This window comes from Sphaerochaeta globosa str. Buddy (assembly GCF_000190435.1).
Taxonomy (GTDB): Bacteria; Spirochaetota; Spirochaetia; order Sphaerochaetales; family Sphaerochaetaceae; genus Sphaerochaeta; species Sphaerochaeta globosa.
This window is the reverse complement of sequence record NC_015152.1, coordinates 803,952-816,770: the sequence shown is the minus strand read 5'-3', so window position 1 is coordinate 816,770 and position 12,819 is coordinate 803,952. Positions and strand designations below refer to the sequence as shown.

The 12,819-nt window shown below is 44.0% G+C and carries 11 protein-coding genes and 1 tRNA gene; 10 read left to right on the top strand and 2 right to left on the bottom strand.

Annotation, left to right across the window (positions count from 1 at the left end):
- The first annotated feature begins 91 nt into the window (after positions 1-91).
- From SPIBUDDY_RS03855 to SPIBUDDY_RS03835, 5 genes are all read left to right on the top strand, one after another.
- A complete protein-coding gene (locus SPIBUDDY_RS03855) occupies positions 92-595 on the top strand; it encodes a CarD family transcriptional regulator (protein WP_013606449.1) in 504 nt (167 codons plus the stop codon).
- Position 596: 1 nt separating this feature from the next.
- Positions 597-1,409: an IspD/TarI family cytidylyltransferase gene (locus SPIBUDDY_RS03850; protein ID WP_013606448.1), complete on the top strand. Its 813-nt coding sequence runs from the start codon at positions 597-599 to the stop codon at positions 1,407-1,409.
- Entirely contained in the window at positions 1,406-1,885 is a 480-nt protein-coding gene (ispF, locus tag SPIBUDDY_RS03845) for a 2-C-methyl-D-erythritol 2,4-cyclodiphosphate synthase (protein WP_013606447.1), read from the top strand. Before SPIBUDDY_RS03850 ends, ispF begins: the two co-directional genes overlap by 4 nt.
- A 35-nt stretch (positions 1,886-1,920) precedes the next feature.
- Positions 1,921-2,004 (top strand) — tRNA-Leu (locus SPIBUDDY_RS03840).
- A gap of 492 nt (positions 2,005-2,496) precedes the next feature.
- Complete coding sequence (locus SPIBUDDY_RS03835) at positions 2,497-3,789, top strand: ATP-binding protein (RefSeq protein ID WP_013606445.1); 1,293 nt, start codon at positions 2,497-2,499, stop codon at positions 3,787-3,789.
- A 563-nt stretch (positions 3,790-4,352) separates the two neighbouring features.
- Here SPIBUDDY_RS03835 and SPIBUDDY_RS03830 read toward each other — a convergent pair.
- Together SPIBUDDY_RS03830 and SPIBUDDY_RS03825 are read right to left on the bottom strand one after the other, a co-directional pair.
- Complete coding sequence (locus SPIBUDDY_RS03830; protein ID WP_013606444.1) at positions 4,353-5,243, bottom strand: Fic family protein; 891 nt, start codon at positions 5,241-5,243, stop codon at positions 4,353-4,355.
- Between the two features lie 269 nt (positions 5,244-5,512).
- Entirely contained in the window at positions 5,513-6,403 is an 891-nt protein-coding gene (locus SPIBUDDY_RS03825) for a helix-turn-helix domain-containing protein (RefSeq protein ID WP_013606443.1), read from the bottom strand.
- A 108-nt stretch (positions 6,404-6,511) separates the two neighbouring features.
- On the opposite strand from SPIBUDDY_RS03825, the gene SPIBUDDY_RS03820 reads away from it, so the two are divergent.
- The 5 genes from SPIBUDDY_RS03820 to SPIBUDDY_RS03800 all read left to right on the top strand — a co-directional run bounded on the left by SPIBUDDY_RS03820 (position 6,512) and on the right by SPIBUDDY_RS03800 (position 12,736).
- A complete protein-coding gene (locus SPIBUDDY_RS03820; RefSeq protein ID WP_013606442.1) occupies positions 6,512-7,861 on the top strand; it encodes an ABC transporter substrate-binding protein in 1,350 nt (449 codons plus the stop codon).
- 56 nt (positions 7,862-7,917) lie between these two features.
- Positions 7,918-8,820 (top strand): carbohydrate ABC transporter permease, encoded by a 903-nt coding sequence (locus tag SPIBUDDY_RS03815; RefSeq protein WP_013606441.1) that lies wholly within the window; start codon positions 7,918-7,920, stop codon positions 8,818-8,820.
- A complete protein-coding gene (locus tag SPIBUDDY_RS03810; RefSeq protein ID WP_013606440.1) occupies positions 8,817-9,650 on the top strand; it encodes a carbohydrate ABC transporter permease in 834 nt (277 codons plus the stop codon). Before SPIBUDDY_RS03815 ends, SPIBUDDY_RS03810 begins: the two co-directional genes overlap by 4 nt.
- Positions 9,651-9,677: 27 nt before the next feature.
- Positions 9,678-11,591, top strand: a complete 1,914-nt coding sequence (locus SPIBUDDY_RS03805; RefSeq protein ID WP_172634183.1) for a glycoside hydrolase family 127 protein — start codon at positions 9,678-9,680, stop codon at positions 11,589-11,591.
- A 161-nt stretch (positions 11,592-11,752) separates the two neighbouring features.
- On the top strand, positions 11,753-12,736 hold the full coding sequence (locus SPIBUDDY_RS03800) for an aldo/keto reductase (protein ID WP_013606438.1): 984 nt from the start codon (positions 11,753-11,755) through the stop codon (positions 12,734-12,736).
- Positions 12,737-12,819 lie beyond the last annotated feature (83 nt).

Below are 12,819 nucleotides of genomic sequence, written 5' to 3'. Positions count from 1 at the left end.
GCATTTTGCCCCGAGCTGACTATCTAAAGGCAACAAGACTTTCCCTTCAGGTCGCCTTGTTGAAAGCCAAAAAATCGGATATACTTGTGCTATGAATTTACCGCAGGAAAAAGTACAATTTGCCGTTGGGGAACACGTAGTGTATCCTCTTCAAGGTGTAGGCGTCATTAAACGCATCGAAGAGCGAACGTTCCGAGGTGCAGTGACGATGTATTACGTCATCTACCTTGATATCTCAGACATGACGGTTATGATTCCTGTGGAAAAATCAAAAGAGATGGGCATTCGGCCCATAGTAGAGCAAAAAGAAGCGCAATCGGCAATCGATTCCATCTCCAGCAAGTATGAACCTATGCCGGTGGACTGGAAGGCTCGCTATCAGATGAATGTGGACTTGCTCAAGCAGGGTTCCATTGCATCCATTGCCAAGGTTGTCCAGGCTCTGTATCACCGTAGCAAGATCAAGGAGCTGCCGGTTCAGGAGCGCAAACTCTATGACAATGCACTGCGACTTTTGATCGATGAGACTGCATTCTCTTTGAAGAAAGACAAGAAGGAGATCGAGTTGCTCGTATTCTCCCGATTGGAGAAATAACATGGCTTTTCCCAAACACGCGGTTATAGTAACCGCTGCAGGCAGCAGCGAACGGTTCAATGCAAGCAAGGAGCTTGGAGTCAAGAAGGAGTACCTTTCCATCGATGGGCATACGGTACTGTACCGCTCGATCGCTCCATTTTTGCAAGTCCCAAACTGTGTTGCTATTTTGGTCACCTATCCTGAAGGGATGGAGGACCAGTGTGCAGTTGCCTTGGAAGATTTGCTGCATCAGAACTTTGTTCCACTCATTCTCGTCAAGGGTGGGAAGAATCGTCAGGAATCTGTCTATGAAGCTTTGAAGTTTCTCTCTACGATGGCCCTCGATACTGAATTTGTGGCCATTCACGACGGAGCCCGTTGCTTTGTCAGTCCTGAGTTGATAATCCGAACCTTGGCCACTGCCAAGGTATTCAAGGGTGCCGCCCCTGCCCTCCCGGCTACCGATGCACTGAAGATCATCGATGACAATGGGATGCTTACCCATCATATAGAGCGCACCCATGCAGTGGGTGTGCAGACTCCCCAAATTTTCAAGTATCCCGAGATCTGGGAGGCTCACCAACAGGCACACAGCAGTGAATCGGCCTATAGTGATGATACCCAAATCTTTACTGACTTCGGACTGCCTGTTGGAATTTGCGAGGGAGAACGGGAGAACCAAAAGATTACCTATCTTGAGGACATACCCGATGCCGAAACTCAGATTGCACAGTATTTGAAGAATCTGGAAGAGGGAAAACGCAGCGCCAAGGCAGCCAAGTTGTTGCATCAGGCTATGGATGAGGCAAAAAGGGAGCAGGAAGGGATATGAGAGTTGGAACCGGATGGGACTTGCACCGATTGGGTCCAGGAAGAAAGCTCATCCTCGGTGGTATTGTAATTCCCAGTGAAACAGGTGAAATTGCCCATAGTGATGGGGATGTCCTGGTTCATGCAATTATCGATGCCCTACTCGGCTCTCTTGCCAAAGGGGACATTGGTTCCCACTTCCCCGACTCTGATCCCAGATACAAGGATGTGAGCAGTACAAGCTTGCTTACACAGATTCTTGAGCATGACCTCCCTCCCTACCGGATTGAAAACCTCGATACGACTATCATTCTTCAAAAGCCCAAGCTCAGGGAGCATATCGATGCTATTAGGGCAAACCTTGCAGAAGTGCTGCACATTGAAATTGAGAGAGTCTCGGTTAAGGCAAAGACTGCCGAGGGGATACTCGGGGAATTGGGTACCGGGGATGCAGTTATTGCCCAAGCCAGTGTCCTAATTTCTGAAATACTGTGTTGACACAATCCAAATAAATACTTTATAGTTGTGCCTGCGCCCAGATGGCGGAATTGGTAGACGCACTAGGTTCAGGTCCTAGCGGGGTCACACTCGTGGAAGTTCGAGTCTTCTTCTGGGCACTATAGGCAAACCTTTTATTATGAAGGGTTTGCCTTTTTTTGTCGTAGTGAAGGCTCTCATCTAGGTCCATCATGATGAAGATGGAGTTGTTACTATCGGGCTTTTGGATTTTCTGCAGAACTCAACAAGCCTTGATTTCTCAGTAAACAAAACTGGTAAGTTTACCACTTTTGTATCATGAAGCAATTCATATCCAATACAGGATCAAGGGTGTGCCTTGAGAGTACCGATACAAACGCTTTCTTGTAGACTGCATCAGTCGTTGCCAAAAGCTCACGCACCAGTGCAGAGACTTTTTTGTGTAATCTAAGGGAATTGTATGCCTTTACCAAACTCACAATTGTATTCCTGCGTTACTTATCGTCTTTCATACTACCTTCTTTCCCATAAAAACTTCGTGGTAATATCCTTGCATTATCAAGTATTGCCCTATACTATTTATTTAGAAGTAACTCGATAAAACAAGCTACTTCTAAATAAGGAAGTACAATATGATAATCAAGCGTGACTATTACCTTCAAAAACTAATACGGAGAAGGGAAAACGGAATGGTGAAAGTCATCATTGGTTTGAGAAGAAGTGGCAAGAGCTTTCTCTTGTTCAATCTTTATCATGATTACCTTATCTCTACTGGAGTGAAAGAAGAACAAATTATTGGCATAGCCTTGGACGATATCCACTACACACAGTACCGTGACGTCTCCAAGCTTAATACTTTCATCAGAGCAAAATTGGAAAACTCCAGTCAAATGTACTATGTCTTCATTGATGAAGTTCAGTATGCACTCAAACGGAATGAAATGGATAATACTGTTACGACAGAGCTTTACGATATGCTCAACGGACTTATGAGATTGAAAAATACAGACATCTATGTTACCGGGAGCAATTCAAGAATGCTCAGCAATGATGTCTTGACATCATTCCGTGGCCGTGGAGATACGGTTGAAATTTGGCCACTTTCTTTCAAGGAGTTTTACGACTTTACAGGTGGAGATAAAGAGGATGCATACGAGCAATACGCATTGTTCGGAGGGCTTCCAGGAGTTCTGCGTTACTCAGAACCGGAAGATAAAGTGGGATATTTACAAAATCTTTTCACTGAGATTTACTTCAAGGATATCATCGAAAGATATAGGATCGCATTACCTGATGTATTGGAACAGATTACTGATGCGCTTAGCTCTTCCATTGGATCACTGACTAATGCCAATCGTCTTGCAAATGCACTGTCGTCGGCAAGGCAGACGAACGTGAACTCAAATACAGTATCCTCTTATCTTGGTTACCTTTGTGATTCATTTTTATTCAGCTGTGTAAAGCGGTATGATGTCAAGGGAAAAAGGTATTTTTCATATCCTTCAAAATACTACTGCGTGGATTTAGGACTCAGGAATGCTCGATTGAACTTCCGGCAGCAAGAGGAGTCCCATATGATGGAAAACATCATTTTTAACAACCTTATCAGCCGGGGCTTCGCTGTTGATGTAGGTGTTGTAACTGCAAATGTAAAAGGAGATGACCAGAAAGTACGTCAGAGCAATCTGGAAATTGATTTCATCATTAATAAAGGGATGAAAAAGTATTACATCCAGTCTACCCTGAGAATGGACTCTCCGGATAAGCAACAGCAGGAGCAACGGCCTTTACTTGAAGTGGATGATTTTTTCCGTAAGATCATCATATCAAAAACAAAGATGAAACCATGGGTGAATGAGAAAGGCGTGATTACCATTGGATTGATGGATTTTCTCCTTGATGAATCCGCGCTTGATGCACTCTGACCCCCTGGGTCATGTGTATCGAAACAAGCGTTTAGAAGTAGGTCTACTAATCGAGTAACTTCTAAATACTTGTATACTGAAATTGAATACATCGAATTGAGAAGTATAAGTTCCAAATACGACTTCCCCGCATTCTCGTTTGGGCATGAGCTTAAAGTCATTCTTCTGCAAGTGCCTCTACTGTTTACGTGATAGTATATCCTATGTAATCTCTTGGGACATGTGTTCTCCTTTACTTGGCAGATTTGGTCATCCACCAGTATAGGTCCTCATGTCCCATTTCTGTTTTGGTTCTTTTCTATTGTCTTGTATGTTGTTTCCGCCCGACGCCAACAGCGTGAGGAATCGGATAAAAAAGGGGAATATAGTATCCTGTGAAAGATGTTAACAAACTAGTATCCGGTAATGCTAGTAGGACTATCTGAAAGCAGGTAACATCCAAAGATTCGAGTCCTAGCTCTTTCACACTCGTGGAAGTTCGAGTCTTCTTCTGGGCACGTAAGGCAAACCTTTTTAGCTAAAGGGTTTGCCATTATTCACCTCTGCAAAGTACGATATAACAATCAGTAAGCAATTCTGAAATAGTCCAGGTATTCCTTGAAAGTATCCTGAGCAGAGAGACAAGTGTCTCTCAGATAGCCTTTTTCGCTGTTCCACTCATCAAGGCCTCGATAATAGAACATCTTCATAGCATCATCAATGATGAACGGCACGATGCCGTTTCTTAGGCATTCTTTGAACATAATCAGTCGACCAACACGACCGTTTCCGTCCTGAAACGGATGAATGGACTCGAAGCGTACATGAAAATCAATAATTTCATCCAGAGTCTTACCCTGGACTGCATTATATGTTGCCAGCAGCTCACGCATCTCAGAGGGTACTTTTTCCGGTAACGTGGTTTCTTTGCCGCCAACCTCATTGGGCAAACGCTTGTAGTCGCCCACTGCAAACCAGCCGCGACGCCAGTCGCTGGTGCCGCTTTTCAGCGTACGGTGAAGTTCCTTGATAAAACTCTCAGATAATGCAAACTTTGACCGCGCTATGATCATATCGATGCACTTGAAATGGTTGGCAGTCTCTATGATGTCGTCTACATTCATGGATTCTGTGGGAAAACCGATGGTGTTCGTTTCGAAGATATAGCGGGTCTGGTCGTGAGTAAGGCGGCTGCCTTCGATATGGTTTGAGTTATAGGTAAGGTCAATCTGCACCTTGTGGTAGATACCACCCGAGGTTTTTGCATCGTGCTCAACCTTGAGAATCTCCAGTAGCGTTTGTGGTGTGGCTGCATGAGTATTAATCCTACCCGGCTTCATGGCATTCTTTGGGATGTTCCATGTTTTGCCGGTAAGGAATGCTTCAGGAATCTTTCCATTTGCACAGTAATTACGCACAGTACGCTCTGACATATTCCATTTCTTTGCAGTGTCAGCTACCGATAGATAGTTCATGATAATCTCTTGCCTCAGTTTTATTATAGTATTCTATCGGCAAGAAATCAATCATACATTATAAAATACTATCATATTCTTGCCGATATAGGCATAAAATAGCAAGCATTCCTGAACTGCCTAGATAACGCGCTGAACTGGAATCCAAGCTGAGGCTTATTGGCTATTATGAAGGGATCAAAATCAAGCGTGTTGGAGAGGAAAAAATCTTCATGTGCGCAAACACCTGTCCGGTAGGCTGACATCCCCGTAACGTATATTTTCCATCACTAATTATTTGTGATATGGATCATCCTATGATAGTTTCTGTAATTGGAGGGGGTCATATCTTTTCTGAGTTTGAACTGATGAATAAAGTCCCTGTATGATGAGAACCCGGAATCTTCAGCGATGGTTGAAATTGTTTTATCGCTGTCGATCAAAGCGACAAGCGAATGTTCAATTCTCTTATCAATGATGTATTCTATAAGGGACCGTTTCATCAACGATTTGAAATGTCTATTCAAATAGTCCGGATTGTAGCACAGACTATCAGCAAGCGTTTTAACCGAGAAATCGGGACTTGTAAGATTCTCATATACCAACTGGATTATTTTGTTTACCAGACTCTTATTGTCTTCATTCTTCTGTGAGTTGTTGATTATATCAATCACCATCTCATTGAGAGAAATAAGCATAAGCTTCACGGTAGCCTGATATTTCTCTTTGGTGAAGGAACTGTTCTCCTGTTCATAGAGAAGTGCATGGAATTGCTCTCGGATCATATTGGTATTGATCATATTCATATATCTGGGCAACAACAACGCATCACTCAACCTTGACTTGGCAATTTCTTTGTTGTTGATGATGGTCAACGCTTCTTTTTCCGAAATGAATTGAGGTATCCCTATTGTCTTGAAATGTATCCAATAATAGCGCGCCTTCTCTTTTATCTGTTCGGTTCCCCAATGGTTTCTTCCTTCAGAAAGCAAACAAAAGGACGATGGCTTGATGCAGAAAACTTCTGATTCTTCTTGAATTTCAACTTTCCCCTGGTGACCCAGGATGAATACCGAAGTACTGATGTTGCGCTTTCTATGAATCCACCCTGGACTGAGAATAGCAATGCCACAGTTTTCAGCTTGAAGTTCTGAAAGATTAGGAATGAATACAAACTCCATATCTCGCTCCAAAAAAGGTCGGATTATTGCATATAATAACATGATTCTATATCTGTTGGTATTTAATTTGTAATGCTTAAATTAATTAGTATCCAAAAGGAGGCTTTCATGAAAAGCAAGTTTTTTGTATTCATCTGCATTTTCGTTCTCATAAGTTCTGGATTTTGTTTTGCAAACGGACAAAAGGAAACTTCAGCTGACCAGGTTACTTTGAAGTATATCTACTGGGGCAGCCCGGCTGAAGATGCTGCAGTCAAGCAAGCATTGTCTGATTTTGAAGCAGCAAATCCAACCATCAAGGTTGAACCCATGTATCTGCCTGGTGATTTGGATGGGTCAACATACAATGCCAAAATGAAGGCATTGGCTGTTTCCAACACGCTCCCGGACGTAGGGTATTTCCGACCGGAAGAATTTGGCAATTACGCTGAAAACGATTATTTCCTTAAGTTGGATGATTTGATGGCTCGTGACGGTATGGGAGAATCATACTTGTCTCAGACATGGCTCAAGATCAAGGGAAATACGTATGGAGCCTATACAGCAGCAGAGTGCCAGGTCATGTGGTACAACAAGAAAGTCCTGGAGGAAGCTGGAATCCCAATTCCCCCAACTGACTACAAGAATGCCTGGACGTGGGACGAATTTGTTTCAGTTTTGAAAAAGATCACGGTCGACAGCAAAGGAAAGCACCCCGGCGATGCTACCTTCAATGCCAAGGACATCGTACGGTATGGCGTCAGCTATGATTTATGGTCAGCAATGTACTATCCAAGTGTATGGAGCAATGGCGGAGACATAATTGGGGCCGATGGCAAGACCGTCTACATTGATAAGCCAGAGACCATTGAAGCGTTTCAGAACTTGGCCGATTTGATGAATGTACACCATGTAATGCCCCGCATGAGCGGTGGAACCAACATCTCCCCGTTGACTATGCTGGCCAACAATCAATTGGGTTTCTATGTCACCGGTCAATGGACATTGCTTGACTTGGGAGGAATGAAGGATTTTGATTACGGGGTTGCAGCTCTTCCGATTATGAAAAAACCCGCCCAAATCTATGTCAGTGGTGTTAATGTAGTGTTCAAAGCAACCAAGCATCCAGAAGAAGCTTGGGCATTGCAAAAATGGATGATGGATCCCTCCAAGACGCTTGATCTGTATACTTCAGGTCTTTGGATGCCCACAAAGAAGTCGTATTATACCGATGAAAAAGATTTGGCCAAATGGCTTAACAACGATGTACATCCACAGGGTTTCAAGGAAGCTGTCGTTGACTCCATGGCAGTAGCGATCAATGAACCGATCAAGATCAGGAACATCAACCAAATCTGGGGTGATTATCTGAACGCTGCCGTTGAAAGCATTTGGATTGGTGAGAAAACTGCAAAAGAAGCATTGACGGAAGTTGCTGAAAAAGTCAGGAAATCTGGTTTGCTTCAAGGTAGCTATTGAGTTGTAGGGAGCTGCTCCTGGCAAGGAACAGCTCCCTGTTCAGATGGAGGTTTCTGATGGCGCATTCCAAGTTAGGATTCAACGAAAAAAGGCAAACCTTTTGGGGTTGGATACTTATCTCACCACTTTGTCTTGGACTGACCCTCTGGGTGGCTTTCCCAATGGGGCTCAGTTTTTTCACGAGTCTGGCAAAATGGGATATGCTGAGCAAAGCCCAATTCGTCGGCTTCAAGAATTATATATCGATATTCACAGAAGATGAGTTATTTCTAAAATCCATCAGAAACACCCTGTACTTTACGTTTCTCAGTGTTCCTCTGCAGATGATTACTGCATTGGCAGGTGCCCTCCTCCTGAATTCGCAAGTAAAGGGAAAAAGAGTCTTCCGTACGATCTTCTATCTGCCTTCTCTGATTCCTCTTGTAGTTTCATCAGTCATGTGGCTATGGCTATTCAATAATCAGTATGGGTTGATCAACTACTTTTTACATTCTTTTGGCATCAACCGAATTCAATGGATCGACAGCAAGGAAATGGTAATTCCGAGTCTCACCATCATGAATGTGTGGAACATCGGCAATGTTATCATCATCTTCCTTGCAGGATTGCAAGGAATTCCCAATGATTTGATGGAAGCAGTAGACATCGACGGGGGAACCTATTGGCATAAATTCCGTTATGTAATGCTCCCACTGCTCAGTCCGATCATTCTCTACAATATGATTGTCAATATGATCAAGTGCCTGCAGCTTTTTGTCGAGCCATACATTATGACTAACGGAGGGCCTGTCAATTCCTCCCTAAGCTTTGTACTCCATATCTACAACAATGCATTCAAATACGGAAAAATGGGAACAGCAAATGCCATGGCATGGGTTTTGTTCATCCTTACCATGGGTATCTCCCTGCTCATTTTCAAAACATCCACCTTGTGGACGTATTATGAGGGAGACAAATGATGAGGTCGAGAAAAACCAGCCTAACCATTATCATTTACTTGTTGTTGAGCACGGGAGCCATAAGCTGCCTTATCCCTCTAGTATGGTTGCTTCGTAGTTCATTGATGTCTACAGAAGACATGTTCAAATTACCATTGATTATTTTTCCAAGAAACCTCAGGTTTCAGAATTATGTGGAAGTTTTTACCATGGTTCCCTTTGCCAAGTTTTACCTAAACACAGTAATCGTGGTGATTGCAAACATAGTTGGAGCTTTAATTTCGAACCTGATGATAGCATATGGCCTTACAAGAATAGAATTCAAAGGGAGAAAGCTTATGTTCTCCTTAAGCATCGGAACCCTTATGCTCCCTGCATATGTCCAATTGATACCTCTTTTCCTTGAATGGAATTGGTTCGGCCAAATCAATACATTCCTTCCGCTGATCGTACCAGCCTTTTTCGGAAATGCTTTCTTCATTTTCATGCTTTGCCAGTTTCTGCGAACCATCCCCAGGGATTTCGATGAAGCAGCCTTCATGGATGGTGCAAACTATCCATTGATCATTGCAAAAATCATTTTTCCTTTGGCAAAACCGGCAATGGCTGTTGTCGCCATATTCCAATTCATGTTTACCTGGAATGATTTCATGACTCCCCTTCTGTTCCTCAATGACATGGAAAAATATACCCTTGCCATCGGAATCAGGACTTTCATTTCTACGTATTACACACCATGGGGTGTGCTCATGGCAGCTGCAACCCTTACCATTTTGCCTCTCATAGTGTTGTTCTTTAGTGCTCAAAAATACTTTATATCAGGTTTAACTCTTGGTGGAATTAAAGGATAGCTAACAATGTACCATACTATAAACGATATGAACCCCAAAGAAATCACTTTGCTTGAAGGGTTCTGGAGGAATAGGAATCAGCTTCTTGCTGATGTGATTATCCCCTATCAGTGGGATACTCTGAACAATCGTACCGAGGGTGTTCCCTTAAGCCATGCAGTAGAAAACTTTCGTATAGCTGCGAAAGAGCTGCAAGGGATCCCGGGAGGAACGATTTTTCAGGACAGCGACGTAGCAAAATGGATTGAGGCTGCTTCCTACTCATTGATGTTCCAACCAAACCATGCATTGGAAACAAGCATCGATGAATTGGTTAGGCTGATCGAAAAGAGCCAGCACTCCAACGGCTACGTTAATACCTTTTTCACTGCCAAAGGGATCGAGCAGCGATGGTCGGACCTTGAAATGGGCCATGAGCTCTATTGTGCCGGACATCTCATTGAAGCTTCCATTGCATATTATCAGGCCACCGGAAAACGGGTGTTGATGGATGTGATGATTCGGTATGCAAATCTGATAGCTGAAGAATTCGGACCGGAAGAAGGAAAGCTCCATGCGTACGATGGACATCCAGAAATTGAAATTGCTCTCTATCGTTTGGCAGATGCCAGTGACGATAATCGATATAGGAACCTCGCTGATTACTTCATGAACATACGTGGAACAGTAAGAAACAAGAATGGAAGCATCAATGCCGATGGTGCAAGAAAGCCAAAATCACGATGGTTCGAGTCTGATTATTTCTTAGCAGATAAACCCATACGATCGATGACTGAAGTGAACGGACATGCTGTTCGTGCGATGTATTTGTATGCTGGCATGGCAGACCAATATCGACGTACCGGTGAACCGGAACTTTGGGAAAAGCTTACTGCTCTCTGGAATAATCTTGTACAAAAACGTGTATATATCACCGGCGGCATTGGCTCCCAAAGTCATGGCGAGCGGTTTACGGTAGATTACGACCTTCCTCCAGATCGAGGATATACGGAAACATGCGCATCGATTGGATTGGTTTTCTGGGCCTGGAGAATGTCGTGTATCGATGTGGATAGCAGGTATGCCGATATGATCGAGAAAGAGATGTACAATGGTGCATTAAGCGGCATTTCCTTGGATGGAAAAGCTTACTTCTATGTAAATCCTCTGGAAATCACCCCAAGAATAGCAACCTTCAGGCAGGATATGGAACATGTGCTGCCACACCGAGCCGGCTGGTTCGATTGCGCCTGTTGTCCTACGAATATTGCACGGCTGATAGGCTCTATAGGAAAATACATCTATAGCTTTACTGATACGCATATTTTTATCCACCAATACATTTCTTCTGAGACCGAGGTACCGCTTGGAGGTCAGAACATCACAATTCTGCAAGAGACCAACTATCCTTGGAATGGAGAAATTCGGCTGGGCTTACAGATGCAGCGAGAAACACAAGCTACTCTCTCATTGCGCAAGCCTGCCTGGTGCGACGCTTGGACTCTCTTGATAAATGGCACTGATTGGAATGCTTGGTATTTGGAAAAAGGTTACATTACCATCGACCGGAAGTGGGTCCCTTCTGATACTGTTGTCTTCAGATTGGAGATGCCTGTCAAGTGTATACAAGCTGATAGCCGAATACAGGGCTATGGAGGAAAAGCAGCCTTGATGCGGGGACCCTTGGTCTATTGTTTGGAAGAAATTGACAATGGGCCACAGTTACAGGAGCTGCTCATCGATTCAAAAGGGAATAACAAAGTTGAAGAAGGCTTGATTCAATCATTTCCTTCAACAACAATACTCCTTGATGGATATAGGGAAACAGTGCGAGTCGACAATCTTTATGAACCTATGAAGCAGAACGAAAGGAAACAAGTACAAGTCAAAGCAATCCCCTACTTTCAGTGGGGAAACAGAGCAAAGGACCAGGAAATGCGAGTCTGGTTCAGGATAGTGTAGGGCTGCATAAGAATCCGTATTACACATTTTTATCTAGGGTTAGCAGTACTATTCCTTATTTGCTTAGAGAACCATACAGAGACTAAGGATCATTCCATTTGCATTATTGTTGCCGTGCGTATAGGCTTATAGATACTACGAAACGTCAAGGAGCACAGGCTATGAACACACGACCATTTGGACCGGATAGGAGACAAGTCTCGGAAGTTGGACTAGGAACCTGGCAAATTGGAGGTTCCTGGGGGTCGGTTGACGAAAAAACCGCTAGGGAAATTCTTACTACGGCAACCGAAGAAGGCATTACGTTTTTCGATACCGCCGACGTCTACGGTAACGGAAGAAGCGAGCAATTCATCGGAGAATTCCTTCGCACCCATGCCAAAGATGTATTTGTAGCAACGAAGTTGGGCCGTGGTTCCGATCCCGGGTGGCCGGAAAACTTTACAGCAAAGAACATTATCAAACATACCGAAGCCTCATTGAAACGATTGGGACTGGAACGTCTGAATCTGACGCAGCTGCACTGCATTCCGCGAGAGGTCATGGCTGAAGGTTCGGTATTCGATACGCTTCGGGACCTCAAGAGGCAAGGCAAAATTGAACATTTTGGTGCAAGCGTGGAAACTGTTGAGGAAGGACTGCTCTGTCTCGAGCAGGAAGGGCTTGCATCACTGCAGGTAATCTTCAACATCTTTCGGCAGAAACCCATCAGCAAGCTCTTTGCAAAAGCCAAAGAAAAAAATGTATCCATCATTGCCCGCGTCCCGCTAGCCAGCGGACTGCTCACCGGCAAAATGCGTGCAACAACAACCTTCGATGAGAGTGACCACCGCAACTTCAACCGTGATGGAGCCTCCTTCAATGTAGGAGAAACATTTGCCGGAGTACCCTTTGAAAAGGGAGTTGAACTTTCTCAAAAGCTGTCCACCATGAAACCTGAAGGAATGACATTGGCCCAGATGGCATTGCGATGGATTCTGGATTTCGATGCGGTAACGGTAGTGATTCCTGGCGCAAGCCGACCCTCTCAGGTGCTGGCAAATGCATCCATCTCAAAGCTTCCTCCGTTACCCAAGGATCTTCATTCCAAGATTCAAGACTTCTATACAGACGAAGTAGCACAGCACATACGCGGACCTTATTAAGTGCACTGGGACTCTGAATTGAATACTATCGATAGTAGGAAGAACTGCCATCGATAGCTTGCTCTCTTGCCATCCCGTTGTAT

Coding starts and splice junctions, on each gene's coding strand:
- SPIBUDDY_RS03855 (WP_013606449.1), top strand. CDS start 92: ATGAATTTACCGCAGGAAAAAGTACAATTTGCCGTTGGGGAACACGTA.
- SPIBUDDY_RS03850 (WP_013606448.1), top strand. CDS start 597: ATGGCTTTTCCCAAACACGCGGTTATAGTAACCGCTGCAGGCAGCAGC.
- ispF (WP_013606447.1), top strand. CDS start 1,406: ATGAGAGTTGGAACCGGATGGGACTTGCACCGATTGGGTCCAGGAAGA.
- SPIBUDDY_RS03835 (WP_013606445.1), top strand. CDS start 2,497: ATGATAATCAAGCGTGACTATTACCTTCAAAAACTAATACGGAGAAGG.
- SPIBUDDY_RS03830 (WP_013606444.1), bottom strand. CDS start 5,243: ATGAACTATCTATCGGTAGCTGACACTGCAAAGAAATGGAATATGTCA.
- SPIBUDDY_RS03825 (WP_013606443.1), bottom strand. CDS start 6,403: ATGGAGTTTGTATTCATTCCTAATCTTTCAGAACTTCAAGCTGAAAAC.
- SPIBUDDY_RS03820 (WP_013606442.1), top strand. CDS start 6,512: ATGAAAAGCAAGTTTTTTGTATTCATCTGCATTTTCGTTCTCATAAGT.
- SPIBUDDY_RS03815 (WP_013606441.1), top strand. CDS start 7,918: ATGGCGCATTCCAAGTTAGGATTCAACGAAAAAAGGCAAACCTTTTGG.
- SPIBUDDY_RS03810 (WP_013606440.1), top strand. CDS start 8,817: ATGATGAGGTCGAGAAAAACCAGCCTAACCATTATCATTTACTTGTTG.
- SPIBUDDY_RS03805 (WP_172634183.1), top strand. CDS start 9,678: ATGAACCCCAAAGAAATCACTTTGCTTGAAGGGTTCTGGAGGAATAGG.
- SPIBUDDY_RS03800 (WP_013606438.1), top strand. CDS start 11,753: ATGAACACACGACCATTTGGACCGGATAGGAGACAAGTCTCGGAAGTT.